The sequence below is a fragment of the Streptomyces sp. NPDC097107 genome (assembly GCF_044762405.1).
GTDB lineage: Bacteria > Actinomycetota > Actinomycetes > Streptomycetales > Streptomycetaceae > Streptomyces > Streptomyces thinghirensis.
Genome location: NZ_JBIWEF010000007.1, coordinates 265,998 through 287,755, shown reverse-complemented (window position 1 = coordinate 287,755; position 21,758 = coordinate 265,998). Strand labels below are relative to the sequence as shown.

Genomic DNA, 21,758 nt, shown 5'->3' with positions numbered 1-21,758 from the left:
TCGTATGGACGCGGCGTGACGGGAGTGGAAAGCTCGAAGGACCGCGGGCGTCGCCGGAGCCGCCAGTGCACGCGGTCCCGCGTGTCCGCGCCCACAGTGACCTCACCGTGCACGGGAGGCAAGGACATGGGCGACAAGGCACACACCCATCCCGGAGCCGCCGGAAGGGCTACGGCGGCCGACCACCCCACGTCCGTACGGAATGTGGTGCTGGTCGGCCACTCCGGATCGGGCAAGACGACTCTGGTGGAAGCTCTCGCGCTGACGGCGGGAGCACTGAACCGGGCGGGCCGCGTGGAGGACGGCGGCTGCGTCTCGGACTACGACGAGATGGAGCACCGGCAGCAGCGCTCCGTACAGCTCTCCCTGGTGCCGGTCGAATGGGACGGCATCAAGATCAACCTTCTGGACACCCCCGGGTACGCCGACTTCGTCGGTGAGCTGAGGGCCGGTCTGCGGGCGGCGGACGCGGCCCTCTTCGTCGTCTCGGCCTCCGACGGGGTGGACGGCTCGACCCGCATGGTGTGGGAGGAGTGCGCCGCCGTCGGCATGCCGCGCGCCATCGTCATCACGCACCTGGAGGCCGCCCGCGCGGACTTCGAGGAGATGACGCGGATCTGCGCGGAGGCCTTCGGCGGGGACGACCCCGACGCCGTGCTGCCGCTGTACCTGCCGCTGCACGGGCCGCAGGCGCCCGACGGGCACGCACCCGTGACGGGACTCGTCGGGCTGCTGTCGCGGAAGCTGTTCGACTACGCGTCCGGCGAGCGCGACGAGTCCGAACCGGGCGAGGAACAATTGCCGTCGCTCGACGAGGCCCGCTCCATGCTGATCGAGGGAATCATCTCGGAGAGCGAGGACGAGACGCTCATGGAGCGCTATCTCGGCGGCGAGCAGGTGGACGTCAAGACGCTCATCGAGGATCTCGAACGGGCCGTGGCGCGCGGGGTGTTCTTTCCCGTGCTGGCCGCCGCCCCCGCGGCCGAGGGCGCCCGGCAGGGGATCGGCACGGTCGAGCTGCTGGAGCTCGTCACGCGCGGCTTCCCGACCCCCTTGGAGCGCGAGGCGCCCCGGGTCACCACGCCCGACGGCGCTCCGCGCGAGCTGCGGATGTGCGATCCCGACGAGTCGCTGGTCGCGGAGGTCGTCAAGACGTCCTCCGACCCGTACGTCGGCCGGATCTCGCTGGTCCGCGTGTTCTCCGGCACCCTGCGCGCCGACCAGACGGTGCACGTCTCCGGGCACGGACTGGCCGACCGCGGTCACGAGGGCCGTGCCCTCCACGAAGCGGACGAGCGGATCGGCGCCCTGTCGACCCCCTTCGGCAAGCAGCAGCGGCCGGTCTCGCACGTGATCGCGGGCGACCTGGCGTGCGTGGCCAAGCTGAGCCGCGCGGAGACCGGCGACACGCTCTCGGCCAAGGACGACCCGCTGCTGATGGCCCCGTGGGAGATGCCGGACCCGCTGCTGCCGCTCGCCATCCAGGCGCACAGCAAGCCCGACGAGGACAAACTCTCCCAGGGGCTTTCGCGGCTGGTCGCCGAGGACCCGACGATGCGCCTGGAGCAGAACCAGGACACGCACCAGGTGGTCCTGTGGTGCCTGGGCGAGGCCCACGCCGACGTGGCGCTCGAACGGCTGCGCAGCCGCTACGGCGTCCAGGTCGACGTCGTACCCCACCGGGTCTCCCTGCGGGAGACGTTCGGGGACCGGGCGGCCGGGCGCGGGCGCCACGTGAAGCAGTCCGGCGGGCACGGTCAGTACGCCATCTGCGAGATCGAGGTGGAGCCACTGCCGGGCGGTTCGGGCCTCGAGTTCGTGGACGAGGTGGTCGGCGGCGCGGTGCCCCGGCAGTTCGTCCCGTCCGTCGAGAAGGGCGTCCGCGCGCAGGCCGCCAAGGGCGTCGCCGCGGGGCATCCGCTGATCGACGTGCGGGTCACGCTGCGGGACGGCAAGGCGCACTCGGTGGACTCCTCCGACGCCGCCTTCCAGACGGCCGGCGCACTGGCGCTGCGGGAGGCCGCGGCCGCGGCGAGGATCCACCTGCTGGAGCCGGTGGCCGAGGTGAACGTGCTGATCGGCGACGACTACGTGGGCGCCGTGATGAGCGATCTGTCCGGTCGGCGCGGCAAGGTGCTCGGCACCGAGCAGACGAGCGGCGGGCGGACCCTCGTCCGGGCCGAGGTGCCGGAGATCGAGATCGGCCGGTACGCGGTGGACCTGCGCTCCCTGACGCACGGCACCGCGCGCTTCGACCGCCGTTACGCGCGGCACGAACCGATGCCGCCGCAGATCGCGGAACGCCTCCGGGAGGAGCTGCGGGCGGCGTCCTAGGGGTGCGCGGCAGAGGACCGGCGCGGACTTCCCCCGCGCCGGTCGTGCCTTCGACTCACACCGGGATGAGGCTCGTTACCGGTCTGCCGGGTCCGGGCGCACGACGGCGCAACACCGGGGCAAACCGCGCGCGCGGGGGCGCCTTTCGCCGTCCGGTGCCGCATGTCGGTGTCGGCGGATACGCTGATGACCTGATCAACAGGTGTGCCGGGCACCGAAGTCGGGAAGGCCGCAGGAGCGACAGTGGTGGCGATCGGGGGCGGGAATGACCGTTGACGGCGGTTACGCGGACTTCTTCGGACCGCAGGTGCCGCGTACGGACGACGGAGGCCAGACGGCCACCTTCGCGCTGGCCTCGGCCGCCTACCGGGACAGCGAGTTGCAGGAGATCAAGAAGGCCGACAACGAGTGGCACCAGACGTCCCTCAACGCGGGCCGGTCCTGGGCCACCATCTTCCGGCCCAACCTCGGCGAGGCCTTCTCCCGCGCGGTGGCCGACCGGATGCTGGGCAGCGGCCGCAAGCCCCTCATCCAGTCCTTCGGTGCCGAGCCGCAGGTGGTCGTCGAGCACTGCCTGGCGGCCAACGGCATCCGCAAGGCGCGCGACGCCCGGCTGTCCACGGTGATCGTGCTGTGCGGTCTGCTGTTCCTGCCCGGCATGCTGGTCTGGCTGCTCGGCTTCCAGATCCGCACCACCGTCGCCAAGGCGGAGAACAAACAGGCCGGGGCCCTGGGCACCGCGGTGCTCGTGGCGATCGCCGCGCTGGCCGTGCTGTTCCTCCTCAAGATGCCCTTCTCCGGCTTCTGGGCCTGGTACGCGCGCGCCGCGGTCGTCCTGCCCGTCGTCGGCTGGTTCTGGGCCAAGCGCATCTGCGAGGGCACGGCGAGGGACCTGCGGGAGCGCTGGGACGGCCTCCTGTCGGGCAGCGGCGTCGGCGCCAAGGTCCCCGAGGCGGTGCCCAGCAACCCGGGTGAGACCGCGGCCGAGCAGCTGCGCCAGTCACTGGCCAAGCTCGGCGCCGAGCAGCAGTCCAACTCGGTCTTCTACGCCGGCCCCAAGGGCATACTCGGCATGGGCACCCGCTGGGGCAGCTGGCAGCTCGCCGAGAACCTGGTGCCGGCCGACCCGACCCGGGAGATCCACCCCTTCCGCAGCTGGGACGTCGTCCGGGCCATCCACGACCAGCTGCGCATGCTGGAGCGCGGCCCGCTCAACACCGGCGGTTTCACGAAGCCCTCCATACGGCACTGGGTCGTGACGCCCATCGGGGAGAACGCCAAGGCGGTGTCCCGCCCGGAGGGCACGGACGTCGAGGCGTACCAGGTCAAGTCGCACGCGATTCAGGACATCTGCAACAAGCAGCAGTTCGGCGCCGGTGACCGGCACTACCTGGGCGTCCAGTGGACCCTGTGGGACGGCCAGCTGGTCATCACCATGCTGATCACGGTGACCGTGCTGCACGAGACGCTGCGCATCGAGGTCACCGGCCATGCCCTGGGCCCGGTGAACCCGCTGTTCACCACCAAGCCGGAGGCTCCCTCCAAGGAGGTCGCCAAGTCGTTCAAGCCGTGGGAGACGCGCAAGGTGATGCTCCCGCTGGTCACCGCGAACGAGGTCGTACGGCTCGCCGTCCGCGCCCCGCTCACCTGGTATCCGCCGCTGCTGAACTGGCTCGGCGGCACGATCGGCCTGCCGGAGCCGTTCGGGCTGCGCCACGCGTGGGCGGACCAGCCGTGGCGCCACCGCTTCATGGCCGACGACGCGTTGCGGGCGGCGGCGCCGGTGCTGCGGGTGGTGCACTCGTCGGCGATCAGGGTGCTGGAGGAGAACGGCGTGGACACGGAGAAGTTCGGGACGCGGTCGGCGTTCCTCAGTACGGCGGTGCAGGACCCGACGCCGGGTAAGGCGGACCTGTACAACGCGTAGGCCTGTCTTCAGGTGCCCGGGGCTGCGGCTCAGGGGTGGGACGCGCGGCCCGGCGCTGACGGGGGTGCCGCTGCGCCCACCCGTGCCGCCCCAGCGGCACGACTGCCCGCAGCTAGGCGGCGGGCCACGCCTCCGCCAGCATCTTGCGGGTGTCCCCCAGCAGCTGCGGCAGTACCTTCGTGTGGCCGACGACCGGCATGAAGTTGGTGTCGCCGCCCCAGCGGGGCACGACGTGCTGGTGGAGATGGGCGGCGATGCCCGCACCGGCCACCGTGCCCTGGTTCATGCCGATGTTGAAGCCGTGGGCGCCGGACGCGGTGCGCAGGGCCGTCATCGCCTGCTTGGTCAGCTCGGCGAGCTCCGCGGTCTCCACGTCGGTCAGCTCGGTGTAGTCGGCGACGTGGCGGTACGGGACGACCATGGTGTGACCGCCGGTGTAGGGGTACAAGTTGAGCACCGCGTAGACCAGCTCACCGCGCCGGATGACGAGACCGTCCTCGTCGGACTTGGCCGGGATCGAGCAGAAGGGGCAGCCGTCGTCGGCGCCGGGGCCGCTCGGCTTGTTCTCGCCCTGGATGTAGGCCATCCGGTGGGGCGTCCACAGGCGCTGGAACGCGTCCTGGGTCCCCACCCCCATCTGCTGCTCCGGCTCACTCGTCATGCGTGCAGCATATGGCGCGCGGGCTCGGGATCGAAAAGAGCCCCCGGGACCGCTCCCGGGGGCCGATCCCCGCTGGTGCGGGGAGCAGGTCGACATATGCCAGGTCCGACCGATCGCGTCCGGACCAGCCCCGCTCGTGCGGGGACAGCGTCACACCTGAATCCGGCGCTCCACCACATCAACGAGCTTCGCCAGCGCCTGGTCACGCGGAATGCCGTTCTCCTGCGAACCGTCGCGGTAGCGGAACGACACCGTGCCCCCGTGCATGTCCTCGTCACCGACGATGATCATGAAGGGAACCTTCTGCTTCTGCTGCGTCCGGATCTTCTTCTGCATCCGGTCCGAGGAGGAATCCACTTCGACACGCAGCCCCTTCCGCCGTGCCTCCGCCGCGAACTCCTCCAGGTACTGCACGTGAGCGTCCCCCACCGGGATACCCACCGCCTGCACCGGAGCGAGCCACGGCGGCATAGCGCCCGCGTAGTGCTCCAGGAGCACCGCGAAGAACCGCTCGATGGAGCCGAACAGCGCACGGTGGATCATGACCGGGCGGGTCTTCGAGCCGTCCGCAGCCGTGTACTCCAGGTCGAAGCGCTCCGGCAGGTTGAAGTCGAGCTGGATGGTCGACATCTGCCAGGTGCGCCCGATGGCATCGCGCGCTTGAACGGAGATTTTCGGGCCATAGAACGCGGCACCGCCCGGGTCCGCCACGAGCTCCAGGTTCTGCTTCTCGGCGACCTGGCGGAGCGTCTCGGTGGCCTCTTCCCAGGCCTCGTCGGAGCCGACGAACTTCTCCGGGTCCTTGGTGGACAGCTCCAGGTAGAAGTCGGTCAGGCCGTAGTCGCGCAGCAGGTTCAGCACGAAGGTGAGCGTCTTGTCGAGCTCCTCCGACATCTGCTCGCGGGTGCAGTAGATGTGCGCGTCGTCCTGGGTGAAGCCGCGGGCCCGGGTCAGGCCGTGCACGACGCCCGACTTCTCGTACCGGTACACGGTCCCGAACTCGAACAGGCGCAGCGGCAGTTCACGGTACGAGCGGCCGCGCGCGTCGAAGATCAGGTTGTGCATCGGGCAGTTCATGGGCTTGAGGTAGTAGTCCACGCCCTCGTCGAGCTGCATGGGCGGGTACATGCCGTCGGCGTACCAGTCCAGGTGCCCCGAGGTCTCGAAGAGCTTCCCCTTCGTCGCGTGGGGGGTGTAGACGAACTCGTACCCCTCCTCCTCGTGGCGGCGCCGCGAGTAGTCCTCCATGACCCGGCGGATCACGCCACCCTTGGGGTGGAAGACGGCGAGGCCGGAGCCGATCTGTTCGGGGACGGAGAACAGGTCCAGCTCGCTGCCGAGCTTGCGGTGGTCGCGCTTCTCGGCCTCGGCGAGGAACTCCAGGTGCGCCTTCAGCTCGTCCTTGGACGGCCAGGCGGTGCCGTAGATACGCTGGAGCATCGGGTTCTTCTCGCTGCCGCGCCAGTAGGCGGCGGCGTTGCGCATCAGCTTGAACGCCGGGATGTTCCGGGTGGTGGGCAGGTGGGGACCGCGGCAGAGGTCCTTCCAGCACAGCTCGCCGGTCTTGGCGTCCAGGTTGTCGTAGATCGTCAGCTCGCCGGCGCCGACCTCGACGTCCGCGCCGTCGTCGTGCGACGCGGAGCCCTTGAGGCCGATCAGCTCCAGCTTGTACGGCTCGCCGGCGAGCTCCTCGCGGGCGGCGTCGTCGGTGACGACGCGGCGCGAGAAGCGCTGGCCGCGCTTCTGGATCTCCTGCATCTTCTTCTCGATGGCCTTGAGGTCATCGGGGTGGAAGGGCTTCTCGACGTCGAAGTCGTAGTAGAAGCCGTCCTTGACGGGCGGACCGATGCCCAGCTTGGCCTCGGGGAACAGCTCCTGCACGGCCTGCGCCATGACGTGCGCGGTGGAGTGGCGCAGGATGTTCAGACCGTCCTCGGAGGAGATCTCGACACCCTCGACGGTCTCGCCGTCCTGGACCTCGTAGGCGAGGTCCTTCAGCTCACCGGACACGCGGGCGGCGACGATCGAGCGCTCGCCGGTGAAGAGCTCGGCGGCCGTCGTGCCCGTAGTCACCACGCGTTCTTCCCGCTCGGAATCGCGTTGGATGAACACACGGACGTCTGACACCGGTCTCTCCTGACTGAAGTGGGGCTGCGGCGCCATACCAAAGCGCACGCATGAGGGCGATCGTACCGACCCCGGCCCGCTCACCGCGAAATCAGTCCCCGCGGTCGCCGTCGTCCCCGCGGTCGCCGTCGTCCCCGCCGTCCCCTCCGCAGGTCTCCTCGAAGAAGGCCGCCACCTCCACGTGCTCCTGGACCGCCTTCAGCAGCCGGTCCCGCTCCGCGTCGTCGGCCGGTACGGGGGCGATCTCGCAGGCGCCGGTGAGCCGGCGGAAGCCGCCCCTGCTCTCCAGCCGGCCGAGCACCCGCACCGGCAGCCCGACGAGATGGGCGTGCCCGGCGATCCGGTACGCCTCCTCGTCCAGCGTGATCCGTACGTGCGGGACGTCCGCCCCGGCCAGCACCCGCAGCCGTACGGTGCCCGCGCCGCGCGGCCCGGGACGGCGCATGCGGACGACGGTGCCGGTGATCCGGACCGGTACGGAGGGCTCGGCGCGCAGGTAGCGGGCGGCGGCCTCGCGCAGGGCGGGCAGGTCGCCGGGCGAGAACTCGACGGGTTCGGCGTAGGCGGCGCAGCCCTCGGGGACCCCGGCGGCCGGTGCCCAGTCGACGGCGATCCGGGCGCCCTCCGTGCCGCGGACCAGGGCGACGAGCGCCTCGGTGAGCTCGTGGCTGACGCCCGCGGCGACGGCCGTGTCGAAGGCCTCCATGCCGCCGGTGGCCCGCCGGTAGTCGACGGCCTCACGGGCGGCGCAGAGGGCGTGGTGGAGGCGTACGGCGAGGGGGCGGCCGGTGGTGACGGGCACGAACGCGGTGAGCCGGCGGCCGCCGGGGGCGGGACCGACCAGGACGTTCTCCAGGGCCTCGGCGGCGGCGCGCCGGTGCCGCGCGCCGTAGTAGCCCGCACGCGCGCGTGTGGCGAGTGCTCCGGCGAGCAGCATCCGGCGCGCGGCGGAACGCAGCTGTTCCTCCACGGTCCAGGAGGCGGTGTCGCCGGGTCCGGTCGGTACGTCGCGCCCCCAGCGGATCTCGTCGCTGGGCACGGCGAGGGAGAGGAGGATCTCGCGGGCGGCGGGCGTGCCGCTGCGGGACAGCGCGAGCAGGGCCTCGCCGAGCAGGTCGTCGCTGTCGGGGAAGGCGCGGCTGACGGGCACCAGCAGGCTCGTGGCACCGGCGGCCGGGCCGGGCGGGGTCCAGCGGCCGTAGCGGCCCGGGGCGCCGCCGCGACGCCGCCATCCGTGCCGGTGGAGCAGGGCGGTCAGCACGGCCGGGTCGATGGTGCCGGACCCGGGCGGGCTGCCGTCGTCCCAGGCCGGGTCACCGGCGGTGTCGGCGGGGTGCGGCCGCACGGCGCGCAGGGGTTCACCGGTCGGGCGGTGCGTCATGGTTTCCCTCCCGTCCCGACCCGCGTCATGATCTCGCACAGCGCCCGGTCGTCGAAGACCCGCGCGGTCGGTATCCGCACGGTGGTACGCCGCCGGCCGGTGACCGGGTGTCCGGCGAGGTTGGTCCAGTAGCAGCAGTGCCTGAGACCGAGCCGGTCGTGCCCGGCCCGCAGCCACTGGCCCCGGGACCGGGGGACGATCATCACGACCAGGATCTTGTGCACGGAGACCGGGGTGCGGGCGAGCTTCGCCAGGTGGTCGTTGTCGAGCGTGAAGGAGAAGAAGCGGCCGGGTGGGCTGGGCGGGATCTGGTACGTCGCCTCGAGCTGCACCTTGATGGTGACCTCGTCGTCGACCGTGTGCCCGGGGGCGCTGTGGCTGACGTGCCAGTCGATGCCGTTGTCCGGGAAGGGCTGGGAGAGCGAGCAGCCCGCCGCCGCCGCGACCGCGTGGAGGTAGCCGACCTGCAAGGTCTCCATGCAGGCGGTGGTGGCGAGAGAGCCGCGAGAGGGGGCCGTGCGCTCGGGCAGCAGCCCGCCCCGTTCGGGCTGCGCCATGGCCATGGCCAACAGCCTTCCAGAACTGGTGTATCCCCACTGCGGGTCGCTGAACTGCGAGGACCCGTACTCCTGTTGTCTCCTTCCGGCGTACGCCGCAAACAGCCCGGGTATCACCGAATCGGGACAGTGGACGGCGCGTCAGCTGCCGTACGCGAACGAGGAGTTGAGTGCCCTATGACGAGCTGGTTCGAGGGGCCGCTGGCCGCCTTCGACACGGAGACGACGGGTGTGGACGTCGAGACCGACCGGATCGTGTCGGCGGCCCTCGTCGTGCAGGACGCGCCGGGGCTGAGGCCGCGCGTGACCCGGTGGCTGGTGAACCCGGGCGTGCCGGTGCCCGAGGCGGCGACCGCGGTGCACGGGCTGACGGAGGAGCATGTGCAGCGCCACGGCCGTTGGCCGGCGCCGGTGATGTACGAGATAGCGGAGGCGCTGGCCGAGCAGGCCCGCGCCGGACGCCCGCTCGTGGTGATGAACGCGCCGTTCGACCTGACACTGCTGGACCGGGAGTTGCGCCGGCACCGCGCCTCCTCCCTCGGCCGCTGGGTGGAGCGGACGTCGCTGCACGTCCTCGACCCGCGCGTGCTCGACAAACACCTGGACCGGTACCGCAAGGGCCGCCGCACCCTCACCGACCTGTGCGCGCACTACGGCGTGGAGCTGGCGGACGCGCACGACGCGGCGGCCGACGCGCAGGCCGCGCTGGAGGTCGTACGGGCGGTGGGGCGCCGCTTCCCGGGGCGGCTGGAACGCCTGTCCACCGCCGAGCTGCACACGCTCCAGGCCGTCTGGCACGCGGGGCAGGCACGGGGGCTGCAGGCGTGGTTCGCGCTCAACGGCACCGAGGAGGCGGTGGACCCGGCCTGGCCGCTGCGGCCGGACCTGCCGGCGGCGGCGTGAGCGAACCGCCCCGGCCACGGGCAACGCCGGGCACGAGGGTGTGGGTGGCGACCACTTCGCGCGGCGAAGCCGCGCACAACACGACGAGAGCGACGTGGTCCGCATTGTCTGCGGACGCACGTCGCTCTCGCGAACGTGGGCGATACTGGGTTCGAACCAGTGACCTCTTCGGTGTGAACGAAGCGCTCTCCCACTGAGCTAATCGCCCGGGAACGCACTGAACAATACAGGGCCCGGCGCGTTTCCTTCAAACCGCTTGGTGACCGCCCTCCAGGTGGGCGGCGAGTCCGCGCCGTCCCGCCCGCATCATCAGGCGGTGGTTGGCCCGGAACAGGAGCCGCCCCGGCACGGCGAGGCTGCGCAGCAGGGGCTTGCGTACGTCGACCTCCTGGTCGTAGCGGACGAGGGTGCCGGTGCCGCGCGGGGCGACCGTCCAGCGCGCCCAGCCCTCCATGTCACCGGTCATGGCGACCTCCAGCACCCCCGCCTCCGCATCGCGCCGGCCTTCGCGCAGGGTCGCGGTGAGGTCGTACGGGAGGAGTGAGCGGAACCGGACGACCCCGCTGGTGTCGTCGAGCCGGGTGACCTGGCGCACCTGGGGCCACCAGCGGGGATAGTCCTCGATCCGTTCCAGCGCGCGGTAGACGGCCGGGACGGGTGCGGGCAGGGCCCACAGGCTGCGGAATCGGTAATGGTTCCAGTCCACCTGTGGAGTGTGCCCGGGCCCGCGCCCCTCACATGCCGGTTACGGCATCCTGTCGCCCAGAAGTGCCAGGTTCTCGATGGCGGCGAGGCCGTAGAGCGCGGTGTCGTTGGTGGAGACCCAGCTCGCCTCGCTGCCCGGCACCAGCGTGACCGGGCCGCTCAGCTTCTCCGTCCGCCAAGGGGCCGACTCCTTGTAGCCGTCGGAGTCGTAGAACTTCTGCCACGCGCGCGTGGCGAGCTTCTCGTCCCCGGTCCGTACGGCCGCGTAGGCGTCGAGGCGCGAGTGGCCCTGGAAGAGGATCAGGCTGCCGAAGTTGCTGCCGTACCGTGCCGCCTGTTCGGCCTTGGAGGCGTTGAAGTAGCGGCAGTAGTCGTAGTACGCCTCGTCGAACTCCGGCATGTCGACGAGGTCGATCAGTTCGGCGCACAGTTCGTTCAGGCCGAAGACGGCCGACAGGTGGGAGACGTCCACCTTCGGGGTGTCGGCGACGGCGAACCTGCCGGTGTCCAGGTCGTACAGGCCGCTGCCCTGGACGAAGCCGTTGGGCTGGGCGGCGATGGTCTCCATGGTGGACAGGACGCGGGCCTTGGCCTTCTCCCACTTGGGGCCCTTGCGTTCCCACTCGGTCAGCCAGGCCGAGACCAGACCGCTCCAGTCGGTGCCGAAGCCGACCGACAGGGCGTGGCGGTCGGGGGTGTACGGCTCGGTGCGGATCTTGCGGAGCGGGTCGAGGGCGAGGAAGGTCTCGTCGGAGTCGACGTTGGCGTGCATGAGGTCGCCGACGCGTTCGTCGGCGGTGAGGAAGTAGTAGTAGCGCCGGTAGGTGGTGTTGGCGATGCGCTGCTGCTTGGCGCTGTCGGCGTAGTGCTGGACTCCGTGCCGGGTGCCGAGGCCGGCCCATTCGCCGAGGTGGTAGACGTCCACCTCGCCGGTGTGCCGGGTCATGGCCTCGGCGAAGCGGAAGATGTCGGCGCGGCCGGAGCGCAGGTAGGCGTACCAGAGCCAGAGGTCCGGGGAGAGTTCGGAGTTGTCCCAGGCGTAGCCGCCGATGTCGTAGCGCCACTGGTGCCGGGCGGGGTCGTAGGTGTGCATGATGTCGCCGTAGTCCCAGAAGCCGTACCAGCGGCGCTGCTCCACCTGGTCCTTGTAGTAGGTGAAGAGGAAGTCGAGGTGGTCCTCGATCTTCGCCTTGGCGGGGGTGGAGCGGTCGGGCTCGGAGTAGAGGCCGGGGCCGAAGACCTTGGACTTGATGAGCTGCGCCGGCGGGGCGGCCAGCTGGGGCAGTACGCGCACGGCCTCGACCTGTTCGGCGAGTGTCTCGGCGCTCGGGGTGGCGGCGTTGGCCCAGAACAGCAGCTCCGAGGTGCGGGCGATGCCGTAGGGGGTGCCGAAGCCGGGCTCGTAGTCCTCGTAGGTGATGTTGAGGCCTTCGAGCTGCTCGGGGAAGGTGTCCTGGCCCATGCCGTCGTGGTAGAAGCGCAGGTCCATGGGCTGGGCCTCGGGTGACCAGAGCCAGAGGGTGACCTCGGCCTCGTCGGTCTGGGCGTCGCGGATGTCGAGCTGGGCGGGGTGCTTCTCCCAGAAGTCGCGCAGGCCGAAGGAGAGTCCGCCGCTCGTTCCGCCGACGTAGCCGAAGCCGGAGGCGCGCCGGCCGCCGCCGGCGCCGATCCAGCCGTGGCCCTTCTTGGTGCGCTTGCGCAGGGAGAAGCCGTCGGCGGAGAGCTGGGAGAGGGTGTAGTCGCCCCACTCGGGGATGTACTTCAGGCGGGTGGTGACCCGCTGGTCCCAGGTGGCGGGGTCGGGCAGCCTCTCCCCCGCGAACTGCGCCGCCTGTACGGCCGCGCCGGGGTCGCGACGCAGGCCGGTGATGCCCTTGACGGCCTCGCGGAGCAGGCCGGTGCCCTCGCCGCCGATGCGGATGTGCCGGTCGTAGGACTCGTCGCGCATCGGGACGGTGAAGCGGACGCCGAGGCCGCGGATGAAGTCGCCGCTCGCCTTGCCGGGCTCCTGCTTCCCGTCGAACGTGATGGTGTGCACCATGCGGAAGGAGTCGGCGCCCGCGTAGAAGTAGAGACGGATGGAGAAGGGCAGCCAGCCGCGGTGGCCCTTGCGGTGCTTGCCGTCGATGCGTACGACGGCGCGGACCGGGCCGTCCTGCTCGACCTGCACCTCGTCGATGGCGCCGTCGAAGCGCTCGTACTTCACGGTGCCCTGGTCGCCGTCCTCGATCTCGGGCTGGCGCAGCAGGACGAGGCGGCCGTTCTTCGCGATCTCGGTGGAGCCTCTGGTGACCGACTTGATCAGGGCCGATCCGGATGTGCCGATTCTCGCGGTGATGACACCGGTCGATATGTCGATGGTGCCGCCGCGCCGGTCGACGGTGACCTTCTTCGCGGGCGCGGCGGGGGTGCCGGCGGTCAGAGTGAGTCTGCCGTTGCCGGAGCCGACGGCGTGCGCGGTCCACTTGAGGGAGCCGTCCGGCCAGTAGGCGAGGGGCCAGGACTGGGCGGGTACGGCCTTGCCGTCCGCGTCCGTGACCGCGAAGGACTGGTCCTGCTGGTAGGTGCCCTTGGGCCACGGGACGCCGACGGTGGAGCCGGGGGCGGCGCCGAGGCCACCGTCCTCGAGCCAGGTCAGGGTGACGGGGTCGGCGTCGGCGTCCTTGGCGGCGGGTGCGGCCTGGGCGTTCTTCGCGCCCAGCGCCCAGCTGAACTGGGCGGCGGCTCCGGCGACGGCGGCCGCCTTGAGGAGGGACCTGCGGGGGATGGGGGACATGGCCTTTCCTTTCCGTTCCGTGCGGGGCGGGGCGGGGCGGGTGCAGGGGGTGTCGAGGGAATGGCTCTGCGTGCGAGGGGTGCCTGTCACGGGCATGACACAGAGGTGCGGCGCCGGGACGCCGGCCCTGGGGGCAAAGGCGCCGCGTCAGCGGCGCCGGTAGCGCTCCTCCACGGCGACGGCCGCCGCGGCTACGGCGCCGAGGACGGCGACCGCCAGCGGCGCGCTGAACCAGGCCGAGCAGACCACGACTGCCAGCCCGCCGACGATCAGGAAGGAACCTGCGGGGTCGAGCACGGTGCGGCGGCCGGCCTGCGCGAGCAGCGACCGCCAGGAGGCGCCGGGCCGCCAGGCCGCCGCCGCGCGCAACCCGGCCACGGCCGCGCCGATCAGGGCGAGGATCCCTACGGCACCCACCAGGGGACCGCCCGGCAGACCGTTGCGTACGGCCTGCACGTCCACCCAGACCGCGGCCAGGGCGGCCCACCCGGCGAGCCCGACGAGCCAGCCGCGGCGCACCGCCGCCCGGAAGTCGGCCGTGAACTCCCGCCAGCCGCCGCGCTCGTGGGCGAGGCGGCGCCCGAGATGCCGAGCGCCGGCCGCGAACGCGGCGGGGTAGGTGACCAGCGGCAGCGAGGCCACCGCGATCCACACCCCGGTGAGCAGGCACTCGGCGAACAGGGCGAACCCCTCGGCGAAGCGTGACTCCCCCCGCTCCGTGCGGGCCTTGGCGCGTGCGTCGGTCACGATCGGTTCACCTCAGCCCTTCAGACCGGACGTCGCCATGCCGTCGATCAGATAGCGCTGGAAGGCCAGGAAGAAGGCGAGGACGGGCAGCAGGGCGACGAGCGACATGGCGATCATGCCGCCGTAGTTCGCCAGCCCTTCCTGGTCCACGAACATCTTCAGGCCGAGGGAGACGGTGTACTTGCCGGGCTCGTTGAGGTAGATCAGCGGGCCCATGAAGTCGTTCCACGAGTTGATGAAGGTGAAGATCGCGCTCGTGATCAGGGCCGGCCGGCACAGCGGGAGCACGATCGACCAGTAGATGCGGAAGTGCCCGCAGCCGTCGAGGCGGGCCGCCTCGTCCAGTTCCCTGGGCAGATTGCGCATGAACTGCACCATCAGGAAGACGAAGAAGGCCTCCGTGGCCAGGTACTTCCCCAGCAGCAGCGGGGTGTACGTGTTGATCATGTCCATGTTGCGGAACAGCACGTACTGCGGGATCAGCAGCACGTGGTACGGCAGCAGCAGTGTGCCGATCATCAGCGTGAACAGCAGGTTGCGGCCCGCGAACCGGATCTTCGCGAAGGCGTAGGCGGTCAGTGAGCAGGACACCACGATCCCGATCACCGAACCGACCGCGAGGAAGAGTGAGTTGAAGAAGAACGTGGAGATGGAGATGTCCGCGATGCCGTCGGCGAGGCTCGTGTAGTTGGAGAGGATCGGGTCGCCGGGGAAGAGGTCCAGGCTGCCGACGATGTCCCCGCTCTCCTTGAAGGAGCCGCCGATCACCCAGAGCACCGGGTAGAGGATCACCGCGAGGATCGCCAGCGACCCGAGATGCCAGGCGAGCGAACCCGGCAGCCTGCGCCGCAGGGCTCCCTTCGCGGGCGGGGCGGGCGTGACGTCGGTGGCCTGCGCGCTCATCGGCCGCCCTCCTCGTAGTGCACCCAGCGCTTCTGGGACCAGAACAGCACCGCGGTGACCAGGGCGACCGCGACCAGCAGCATCCAGGCCATGGCGGAGGCCAGGCCCATCCGGCTGTTCTCGAAGCCCTGGACGTACAGATAACAGGTGTAGACCATCGTGCCGTCCGCGGGACCGCAGGCGTTGCCGCCGGCGCCGCCGCCGACGATGTAGGCGGAGCTGAAGATCTGGAAGGAGTGGATCGTCTCCAGCAGGACGTTGAAGAAGAGGACCGGGGAGATCATCGGCAGCGTGATGTTCCAGAACTGCCGCAGCTTGCCCGCCCCGTCGACATCGGCCGCCTCGTACAGCTCGCGCGGCACCTGCTTGAGGCCGGCCAGGAAGATGACCATGGGGGCGCCGAACTGCCAGACGGTCAGGGCCACCAGGCTGTAGATGATCAGGTCCGGGTCGCCGGTCCAGCCGCCGGCGCCGATCCCGAAGAACTGCTGCGTACGGTCGACGACCGCGTCGTCCGAGAAGATCGCCTTCCACACGATGGCGACGGACACGCTCGCGCCGATCAGTGACGGGGCGTAGAAGGCGGCCCGGTAGAAGGCCTGCCCGCGCCGCTTCTGCGCCAGCAGGAGCGCGACACCCAGCGCCGCGATCAGCTTGATCGGCGTGCCGACGACGACGTACCACAGGGTGATCTGGACCGAGTGGCGCCAGCGCGGGTCGCCGAACATCTCGGAGAAGTTGTCCAGGCCGATCCACTTGGGAGCGTCGAACAGGTTGTAGTCGGTGAACGCGAAGTAGAGCGAGGCGACCATCGGTCCCGCAGTCAGCAGCAGGAATCCGGCGATCCAGGGGGACATGAAGAGGTAGCCGGCCAGATTCTCCCGGCGGCCCCGCCGCTTCAGCTCGGCGGGGCGCGGAGACTTCACCGGTCCGTGCCGCGGCTCGGCTTCCGCGGCCAGGCCCTCCCTCGCAGGGGCGTGTGTCACTGCGTTCCCCATCAGCCGACGAGAGCCGTCTTCGACTCGGAGAAGAACTGCTTCACGGCGTCCTCGACGGACCGCTCGCCGAGCGCCATCTCCTCGGCGATGCGCAGGAAGGCGGCCTCGCAGATGTCGGCACCGTTCGGGTGCGGGGTGATCTGCTCCAGGACGCCCGCCTCGACGAGGGACGCCTCGTAGGCGGCGATCGCCTTGTTGACCGGGTCGGTCGGCTGGTACGCGTCGTACTGGGCCTGCGTCGTCGGAACGCCGCGGTCGTAGCCCATGATCTTGGCGACCTCGGGGTCGTGGACCATGAAGTCGATGAACTGGGCGACTTCCTCGGGGTGCTCGGTGCGCTTGTAGGCACTGAGCATCAGCGAGCCGAGGTACTGGCCGGTGCGCTTGCCGTCGGTGGTGGGGATCGGCGCGAGACCGTACTCGCTCTTGCCCTCGGAGGTGTAGCGGACGGTGAAGTTGTCCCAGGTGAACTCGCTGCCCGCGAGCTCCGCGGAGAGCGCCGACTTGGGCTTGATCTGGGCGACCTTCTTCGGGTCGGCGAACAGGCCGGACTGCACGCCCTTCTCCGCCTTCGTCCACCAGGTGGTCAGGTCGGCCTCGGAGAAGCCGAGCCCGTCCTCGGTGAAGAATGCCTTGCCGTTCTGCCGCAGGTACAGGTCGTAGAGGTACATGACGCCGTACATGCCGCTGTCCCCGGCTCGCCCGGTCCTGTCCCGGATCCTCGTCATCGCCTCGTCGAAGTCGTCCCAGGTCCAGCCCTGTTCGGGCTTGCTGCCGGCCCTGGTGTAGACGGGCCTGTCGATGACGAGGGCCATCGAATTCGAACCGACGGGCACGCCGAGGAGTTTCCCGTCGATCTCACCGAACTTCTCCAGGCCGGCCCGGAAGCCGTCCATGGAGAGGTTTCCCGCCTTGGTCTGCTCGCTCAGGTCGAGCAGGACATTCTTCGCGTCGTATTTGCGGAGAAAGCCGATGGCATTCTGGAAGACGTCCGGCGGGTTCCCGCCGGAGGCCTGGGTGTTGAACTTCTTCCAGAAGTCGGTGTACGGCTGGAAGTCGGTCTTGACCTTGATCTTCGGGTACTTCTTCTCGAAGAGCGCAATGGTCTTGTTGATGCGTTCGGCCCGGTCCTCGGCGCCCCACCACGAGTAACGGATCGTCACCGTCCCATCCCCCGAGCCGCTGCCGCCGCCGCACGCGGTGGCCGTCGCACCCAGCCCCGCGACGGCCAGCGAGGCGCCCGCCGCTTTGAGGATCGTGCGCCTCCCGGTCCGCCTCTCCGCATTCCCGTCCTGCTGCATACGAGCCTCCCCGCGACGTCGCGTCCGCCTCATGAATCGTTTCAAGTAAGCGCTTGCTGGCACAAGTTACGGAGGGCCCGGGGGCACGTCAATGATTCGGACAGGAATTCATGGGCACGGGGCGCGGACAGAGCGGACGACCATCCCGGCCGCTCGGCCGACCGCACCGGAGAAGGCCGAGGTCGGCGCGGTGTGGCCGACGGACCGAACACCGATGGGCCCGCCGGGGCGGGCTGCGCGGAAGGTCACGGTTGGGTGAAGACGCGCGGAAGCGGAACGGCCGCCCGGCCGGCCCGGGAGGCGCCGCACGTGACTCTCGGGCACGCCTCGGGACCGCCCGGGCGCACGCACGACAGAACGGCCCGGCTCACGAGGGTGAGCCGGGCCGCCTGATGATCCGGTGGGCGATACTGGGTTCGAACCAGTGACCTCTTCGGTGTGAACGAAGCGCTCTCCCACTGAGCTAATCGCCCGGACGCAGGAAGAACATTACCCCATGTCAGGGGGTGCCTGTGACCAGCGGGGGCCGGGTCGCCGCGCCCTCGCCGCGGATCACTGGTCCTTGATCTTCCAGGGCATTTCGAGCCCGAACCTGTAGAGGTAGATTCCGGCCAGCACGGCCACGATCACCACGCCGATCGAGGTCAGGATGATGTTCCGGCGCCGCACCTTGGGATCCAGGGCGCGCTGCGCCGCCTCGGTGACCTTGCGCTTGGTCCAGCGCAGGACCAGCTGGGCCCAGACGAACTCGGTCGCCCAGATCGCCATGCCGCCGAAGATCACGACCCAGCCCGGTCCGGGCAGCACCAGCATGGCGACGCCGGCCACCACCACCGCGAGGCCGACGACGAATACGCCGACCTGCCAGCTCAGGTGGAGGGCGCGGCGCGCCCTGACGAATTCCGGTGCCCGTGAGCCCAGCGCGCGGCCGGCCGCGGCCTCGTCCGTCCCCGTACGGTCTTCCGCCGCGACTGCCTCGCCGGACGTGTTACTCCCCGTGTTCATACAGCCAAACACTACCGGAGCGAAACCTGTCACCGGAATGGGCGCACGACCCGAACGATCACTCGGCCGGAAGAGTTACGTAAACGCACGCAAAACACTCAGAGGGGTTTACAACGGCACCGTAGGTGGCATGTCGATTTCGCCGACGTGCGAATCCCCGAGCGCACACTGAGCGAAAGGCCCTGGCGCTTATGAACACCACGGTCAGCTGCGAGCTGCACCTGCGCCTCGTTGTGTCGAGCGAGTCCTCCCTGCCTGTCCCCGCAGGCCTGCGGTACGACACGGCCGACCCCTACGCCGTGCACGCCACCTTCCACACCGGAGCCGAGGAAACCGTCGAGTGGGTGTTCGCCCGCGACCTCCTCGCCGAAGGTCTCCACCGCCCCACCGGCACCGGCGACGTCCGTGTCTGGCCGTCCCGCAGTCATGGCCAGGGCGTCGTGTGCATCGCCCTGAGCTCCCCGGAGGGCGAGGCACTGCTCGAGGCCCCGGCACGAGCCCTGGAGTCCTTCCTGAAGCGCACAGACGCCGCCGTGCCGCCCGGCACGGAACACCGGCACTTCGATCTCGATCAGGAGCTCTCGCACATCCTGGCGGAAAGCTAGGGCGAGGCACCGTGAAGCCGCCCGTCGCCGTCGACTCGGGGTGACGGCACGGGCCCGGACAACCGCATACGGCACACACCGGCGTCGTCGCCGCGGGTCTCCGCGGGGGCGGCGCCGGTGCGCGTGCGGCGGCGGAACCCACACGGCCCGCCGCCTCGCGCTGCCACCTGCCACCTGCCACCTTCCGCCGCCTCATGCCGCCTCCCGGCGCCCTCTTCGGGAACGAAGGCAGTCCGGTCGCCGTTGTACCGGCAACCGACGGCCGGACCGCGATCGGAGCCGGTTGGCCCGCCGCGGAAGCCACTACCATCGGCCAGCATCGGCGGGCGCCCGCCCGACCCCAGGCCAGGGAGCGAAATGTGCTGATCACCCACGACACCCGGTGCGCCCTCGACACCGTGGTGGATCTGGTGAACACCGTGCCGGAGGACGAATCGGCGCCGGACGGACTGCCGGATGTGGCGGCCCTCCAGGAATTTGTGGGAACGCACGAAGTCAGCGACGTCGGTGTGCTCTCGGAGCTCGACCTCTCGGCGGTGCGCAAGATCCGCGGCCGGTTCGCGGCGGTCTTCGCGGCCCCCGAGGCCCGGGCCGCGGCGGGACTGATCAACGACCTGGTCGCCGCTGCCGGAACCACGCCCCGGCTCACCGACCACGACGGCTACGACTGGCACATCCACTACTTCGCGCCCGGCGCCTCCGTCGCGGACCACCTGGCCGCCGACTGCGGAATGGCGCTGGCGTTCTTCGTCGTCGCGGGGGAGCAGGAGCGGCTGCGGCGGTGCGAGGCGCCCGACTGCCGGCGCGCCTTCGTCGACCTGTCACGGAACCGCTCGCGGCGGTACTGCGACAGCCGCACGTGCGGAAACCGCTTGCACGTGGCCGCGTACCGGGCACGACGCAAAGAGGCGGCGGGCTGACACCGCCGTTCCCGGCCGGGGGGCCACCGATGCCTTGGTGGCGACGCGGTCCCCGGCGGATGGCGCCGGGGAACGCGGGTACGGCTCACAGCAACAGCAGATCGTGCAACGAAGCCATGAGCAGCAGACACCCGATCACCGCAAGGAAGATCATGAGCGGTGGCTGGGAAAGGGCGAAGAGGCAGCCGCGCGGTTCGCTGTGCGCCCGCGCGGTTTCGCTCTGTCTCGGGTCCAGCTGGGGGTCCAGCTGAGTGGTGTCCGGCATCTCGCCGCGATGATGACGCAGCACGCGGGGCCTGCGCGATCAACACGCCCGTAAAGACCGGGAGTTCGTTGAATGTCGCAATGTCCGGTCGGATCTTGATCATTCCGGAGCACGCTCTGACGGCCTCGGACCGCTGTGTCGTTTCAGTCCCGGGACGCCGATGGCCAGCCGACGGTCGGCCGACGGTCAGATCCCGTGCTTCTTCAGGATCGCCTCGATGTCGCTGAAGTCGTCCTCGCCGCGGGACGTCGTCGCAGGTCGGGACGCCGGCCGGGCGGCCGGGCGGGAGCCGGCACCCAGGGAGGGCTCCGAGGCCGCCGGGGCGACCGCGTCGCGCTGTGCGGCGGCGCGGGCCTCCTTGCGTTCCTTGCGGGTGCCGCCGCGGCGGCGCTCCACGGTGCGCGTGGTCATGAACAGCACCCAGGACACACCCAGCACCGCGAAGCCGGCCCAGGCCACCGGACTGAAGGCCGTGTCGGCCAGCCACTCGACGACCCCGGTCATCACCAGGCCGATCGGGACGAGGGAGTAGGCGGCGATGCGGGTCGCGGTGAGAAAACGCCTGCGGTACGCGGTGATCGCCGCGATGCCCAGGCCTGCCGCGGACACCGCGGAGCAGATGGTCTCGGCAATCATCCGGTCCTCCAGGCTGGGCTCGGTCGGGCATGAGTACTTCTGTCCCTTCCATCCTGCACCGTCCGGGCGCCGTGAGGCCATGCTCCGGCGCGAGATCAGGGAGATCTAGGGGGTCTCGTTCGGATCAGGCCGGCTCCGGGCGACGGTGTCCAGCGGCTGAGCCGAGCGGGGTCCGGTGCGTGCGGCTGCAAGGCGGAGGGGGGTGACAGGGTGGAGCCCTGGCAACCGACGACGACGCCGCTGGGGGCACCTCCCACGCCCTTCAGGCAGTGGGGGAGCGCGTGCCGGGCCCCGCGCCCCGGGGAGGATCCAAACGACACCCCTAAGGGTCGGCTCCTCCCCAGGTGCCGGCGGCTGTCGTACGGCTCCTCCCCAGGTGCCGGCGGCCGTCGTACGGCTCCTCCCCAGGTGCCGGCGGCCGTCGTACGACGGTGGTCGGGGTGCCGTCCCGCCGACTGGGAGAATGGCAGCATGAGCGACTCCTCCCCCGCCCGTCCCGCGCCCGTCCTCGACGTCTGGTGCGAGCTCCAGTGCCCGGACTGCCGCACCGCCCTGGACGACCTCCGCGCCCTGCGCGCCCGCTACGGCGACCGTCTGGAACTGCGGCTGCGGCACTTCCCCCTGGAGAAGCACAAGCACTCCTTCGCCGCCGCGCAGGCCGCCGAGGAGGCCGTCGCCCAGGGCCAGGGGTGGCCGTACGCCGAGGCCGTGCTGGACCGGGTGACGGAGCTGGACCGCAAGGGAGAGCCCTTCCTGGTGGAAGTGGCCCGGGAACTGGGACTGGACGCGGAGGAGTTCGACACCGCGCTGATCGACGGCCGGCACATCCTGATCGTCGACGCCGACCAGGCCGAGGGCAAGGCGATCGGCGTGACCGGCATCCCCACGTACGTGATCGGCGGCGAGCGCCTCGACGGCGGCAAGAGCCAGGAGGGCCTGCGCGAGCGCGTCGAGGAGATCGCGGACCGGCTGCTGGCCGAACAGCGGGACTGATCCGGGAACACTCC

Annotated in this window: 19 protein-coding genes and 2 tRNA genes; 6 read left to right on the top strand and 15 right to left on the bottom strand. The window is 70.6% G+C overall.

Annotated elements, in window-relative coordinates; all coding sequences use genetic code 11:
• Nucleotides 1-126 precede the first annotated feature (126 nt).
• Complete coding sequence (locus tag ACIQ1J_RS19090; protein WP_403558013.1) at nucleotides 127-2,334, top strand: elongation factor G-like protein EF-G2; 2,208 nt, start codon at nucleotides 127-129, stop codon at nucleotides 2,332-2,334.
• Between the two features lie 265 nt (nucleotides 2,335-2,599).
• The gene (locus tag ACIQ1J_RS19085; protein ID WP_403558011.1) at nucleotides 2,600-4,261 is read left to right on the top strand and encodes a hypothetical protein; all 1,662 of its coding nucleotides are present in this window, start codon (nucleotides 2,600-2,602) and stop codon (nucleotides 4,259-4,261) included.
• 112 nt (nucleotides 4,262-4,373) lie between these two features.
• On the opposite strand, the gene ACIQ1J_RS19080 is transcribed toward ACIQ1J_RS19085, so the two are convergent.
• The 4 genes from ACIQ1J_RS19080 to ACIQ1J_RS19065 form a co-directional block, all read right to left on the bottom strand.
• Nucleotides 4,374-4,922: an HIT family protein gene (locus ACIQ1J_RS19080; RefSeq protein ID WP_403558009.1), complete on the bottom strand. Its 549-nt coding sequence runs from the start codon at nucleotides 4,920-4,922 to the stop codon at nucleotides 4,374-4,376.
• Between the two features lie 150 nt (nucleotides 4,923-5,072).
• Complete coding sequence (thrS, locus tag ACIQ1J_RS19075) at nucleotides 5,073-7,049, bottom strand: threonine--tRNA ligase (RefSeq protein ID WP_403558007.1); 1,977 nt, start codon at nucleotides 7,047-7,049, stop codon at nucleotides 5,073-5,075.
• A 91-nt stretch (nucleotides 7,050-7,140) separates the two neighbouring features.
• A complete protein-coding gene (locus ACIQ1J_RS19070) occupies nucleotides 7,141-8,430 on the bottom strand; it encodes a hypothetical protein (RefSeq protein WP_403558005.1) in 1,290 nt (429 codons plus the stop codon).
• Nucleotides 8,427-8,993, bottom strand: a complete 567-nt coding sequence (locus ACIQ1J_RS19065; RefSeq protein ID WP_403558003.1) for a DUF4365 domain-containing protein — start codon at nucleotides 8,991-8,993, stop codon at nucleotides 8,427-8,429. The genes ACIQ1J_RS19070 and ACIQ1J_RS19065 overlap by 4 nt, the downstream gene beginning before the upstream one ends.
• A 171-nt stretch (nucleotides 8,994-9,164) precedes the next feature.
• Here ACIQ1J_RS19065 and ACIQ1J_RS19060 point away from each other — a divergent pair, with 171 nt between their 5' ends.
• On the top strand, nucleotides 9,165-9,890 hold the full coding sequence (locus ACIQ1J_RS19060) for a 3'-5' exonuclease (RefSeq protein WP_210961490.1): 726 nt from the start codon (nucleotides 9,165-9,167) through the stop codon (nucleotides 9,888-9,890).
• A 136-nt stretch (nucleotides 9,891-10,026) separates the two neighbouring features.
• Here the strand turns inward: ACIQ1J_RS19060 and ACIQ1J_RS19055 are convergent.
• From ACIQ1J_RS19055 to ACIQ1J_RS19015, 9 genes are all read right to left on the bottom strand, one after another.
• Nucleotides 10,027-10,098, bottom strand: a tRNA-Val gene (locus ACIQ1J_RS19055).
• A 39-nt stretch (nucleotides 10,099-10,137) separates the two neighbouring features.
• Entirely contained in the window at nucleotides 10,138-10,596 is a 459-nt protein-coding gene (locus tag ACIQ1J_RS19050; protein ID WP_403558000.1) for an SRPBCC family protein, read from the bottom strand.
• A gap of 39 nt (nucleotides 10,597-10,635) precedes the next feature.
• Nucleotides 10,636-13,371, bottom strand: a complete 2,736-nt coding sequence (locus tag ACIQ1J_RS19045) for a Tat pathway signal sequence domain protein (RefSeq protein ID WP_403557998.1) — start codon at nucleotides 13,369-13,371, stop codon at nucleotides 10,636-10,638.
• Nucleotides 13,372-13,518: 147 nt separating this feature from the next.
• Nucleotides 13,519-14,118 (bottom strand): hypothetical protein, encoded by a 600-nt coding sequence (locus ACIQ1J_RS19040; protein ID WP_403557996.1) that lies wholly within the window; start codon nucleotides 14,116-14,118, stop codon nucleotides 13,519-13,521.
• Nucleotides 14,119-14,130: 12 nt separating this feature from the next.
• Nucleotides 14,131-15,021, bottom strand: a complete 891-nt coding sequence (locus tag ACIQ1J_RS19035) for a carbohydrate ABC transporter permease (protein ID WP_210961494.1) — start codon at nucleotides 15,019-15,021, stop codon at nucleotides 14,131-14,133.
• A complete protein-coding gene (locus tag ACIQ1J_RS19030) occupies nucleotides 15,018-16,019 on the bottom strand; it encodes a carbohydrate ABC transporter permease (protein WP_403557994.1) in 1,002 nt (333 codons plus the stop codon). Before ACIQ1J_RS19030 ends, ACIQ1J_RS19035 begins: the two co-directional genes overlap by 4 nt.
• On the bottom strand, nucleotides 16,019-17,320 hold the full coding sequence (locus ACIQ1J_RS19025; RefSeq protein ID WP_403557992.1) for an ABC transporter substrate-binding protein: 1,302 nt from the start codon (nucleotides 17,318-17,320) through the stop codon (nucleotides 16,019-16,021). Before ACIQ1J_RS19025 ends, ACIQ1J_RS19030 begins: the two co-directional genes overlap by 1 nt.
• A gap of 401 nt (nucleotides 17,321-17,721) precedes the next feature.
• Nucleotides 17,722-17,793 (bottom strand) — tRNA-Val (locus ACIQ1J_RS19020).
• A 79-nt stretch (nucleotides 17,794-17,872) separates the two neighbouring features.
• The gene (locus ACIQ1J_RS19015) at nucleotides 17,873-18,325 is read right to left on the bottom strand and encodes a TIGR02611 family protein (protein WP_403557990.1); all 453 of its coding nucleotides are present in this window, start codon (nucleotides 18,323-18,325) and stop codon (nucleotides 17,873-17,875) included.
• 191 nt (nucleotides 18,326-18,516) lie between these two features.
• On the opposite strand from ACIQ1J_RS19015, the gene ACIQ1J_RS19010 reads away from it, so the two are divergent.
• On the top strand, nucleotides 18,517-18,930 hold the full coding sequence (locus ACIQ1J_RS19010) for an SsgA family sporulation/cell division regulator (protein ID WP_004002642.1): 414 nt from the start codon (nucleotides 18,517-18,519) through the stop codon (nucleotides 18,928-18,930).
• 359 nt (nucleotides 18,931-19,289) lie between these two features.
• The gene (locus ACIQ1J_RS19005) at nucleotides 19,290-19,850 is read left to right on the top strand and encodes a CGNR zinc finger domain-containing protein (protein WP_403557988.1); all 561 of its coding nucleotides are present in this window, start codon (nucleotides 19,290-19,292) and stop codon (nucleotides 19,848-19,850) included.
• Nucleotides 19,851-19,935: 85 nt separating this feature from the next.
• On the opposite strand, the gene ACIQ1J_RS19000 is transcribed toward ACIQ1J_RS19005, so the two are convergent.
• Nucleotides 19,936-20,115, bottom strand: coding sequence for a hypothetical protein (locus ACIQ1J_RS19000; protein WP_121745947.1), 180 nt, complete (start codon nucleotides 20,113-20,115; stop codon nucleotides 19,936-19,938).
• Nucleotides 20,116-20,301: 186 nt separating this feature from the next.
• A complete protein-coding gene (locus tag ACIQ1J_RS18995) occupies nucleotides 20,302-20,751 on the bottom strand; it encodes a hypothetical protein (protein WP_403557986.1) in 450 nt (149 codons plus the stop codon).
• Between the two features lie 471 nt (nucleotides 20,752-21,222).
• On the opposite strand from ACIQ1J_RS18995, the gene ACIQ1J_RS18990 reads away from it, so the two are divergent.
• On the top strand, nucleotides 21,223-21,744 hold the full coding sequence (locus ACIQ1J_RS18990; RefSeq protein ID WP_403557984.1) for a DsbA family protein: 522 nt from the start codon (nucleotides 21,223-21,225) through the stop codon (nucleotides 21,742-21,744).
• Nucleotides 21,745-21,758 lie beyond the last annotated feature (14 nt).

Excerpts from the sequence above, each read along its gene's own strand:
- ACIQ1J_RS19015 (WP_403557990.1), bottom strand. The coding sequence starts at position 18,325 with ATGAACACGGGGAGTAACACGTCCGGCGAGGCAGTCGCGGCGGAAGAC.
- ACIQ1J_RS19060 (WP_210961490.1), top strand. The coding sequence starts at position 9,165 with ATGACGAGCTGGTTCGAGGGGCCGCTGGCCGCCTTCGACACGGAGACG.
- ACIQ1J_RS19065 (WP_403558003.1), bottom strand. The coding sequence starts at position 8,993 with ATGGCCATGGCGCAGCCCGAACGGGGCGGGCTGCTGCCCGAGCGCACG.
- ACIQ1J_RS19010 (WP_004002642.1), top strand. The coding sequence starts at position 18,517 with ATGAACACCACGGTCAGCTGCGAGCTGCACCTGCGCCTCGTTGTGTCG.
- ACIQ1J_RS18995 (WP_403557986.1), bottom strand. The coding sequence starts at position 20,751 with ATGATTGCCGAGACCATCTGCTCCGCGGTGTCCGCGGCAGGCCTGGGC.
- ACIQ1J_RS19035 (WP_210961494.1), bottom strand. The coding sequence starts at position 15,021 with ATGAGCGCGCAGGCCACCGACGTCACGCCCGCCCCGCCCGCGAAGGGA.
- ACIQ1J_RS19030 (WP_403557994.1), bottom strand. The coding sequence starts at position 16,019 with ATGGGGAACGCAGTGACACACGCCCCTGCGAGGGAGGGCCTGGCCGCG.
- ACIQ1J_RS19090 (WP_403558013.1), top strand. The coding sequence starts at position 127 with ATGGGCGACAAGGCACACACCCATCCCGGAGCCGCCGGAAGGGCTACG.
- ACIQ1J_RS19025 (WP_403557992.1), bottom strand. The coding sequence starts at position 17,320 with ATGCAGCAGGACGGGAATGCGGAGAGGCGGACCGGGAGGCGCACGATC.
- ACIQ1J_RS19045 (WP_403557998.1), bottom strand. The coding sequence starts at position 13,371 with ATGTCCCCCATCCCCCGCAGGTCCCTCCTCAAGGCGGCCGCCGTCGCC.
- ACIQ1J_RS19000 (WP_121745947.1), bottom strand. The coding sequence starts at position 20,115 with ATGCCGGACACCACTCAGCTGGACCCCCAGCTGGACCCGAGACAGAGC.
- ACIQ1J_RS19080 (WP_403558009.1), bottom strand. The coding sequence starts at position 4,922 with ATGACGAGTGAGCCGGAGCAGCAGATGGGGGTGGGGACCCAGGACGCG.
- ACIQ1J_RS19085 (WP_403558011.1), top strand. The coding sequence starts at position 2,600 with ATGACCGTTGACGGCGGTTACGCGGACTTCTTCGGACCGCAGGTGCCG.
- ACIQ1J_RS18990 (WP_403557984.1), top strand. The coding sequence starts at position 21,223 with ATGAGCGACTCCTCCCCCGCCCGTCCCGCGCCCGTCCTCGACGTCTGG.
- ACIQ1J_RS19070 (WP_403558005.1), bottom strand. The coding sequence starts at position 8,430 with ATGACGCACCGCCCGACCGGTGAACCCCTGCGCGCCGTGCGGCCGCAC.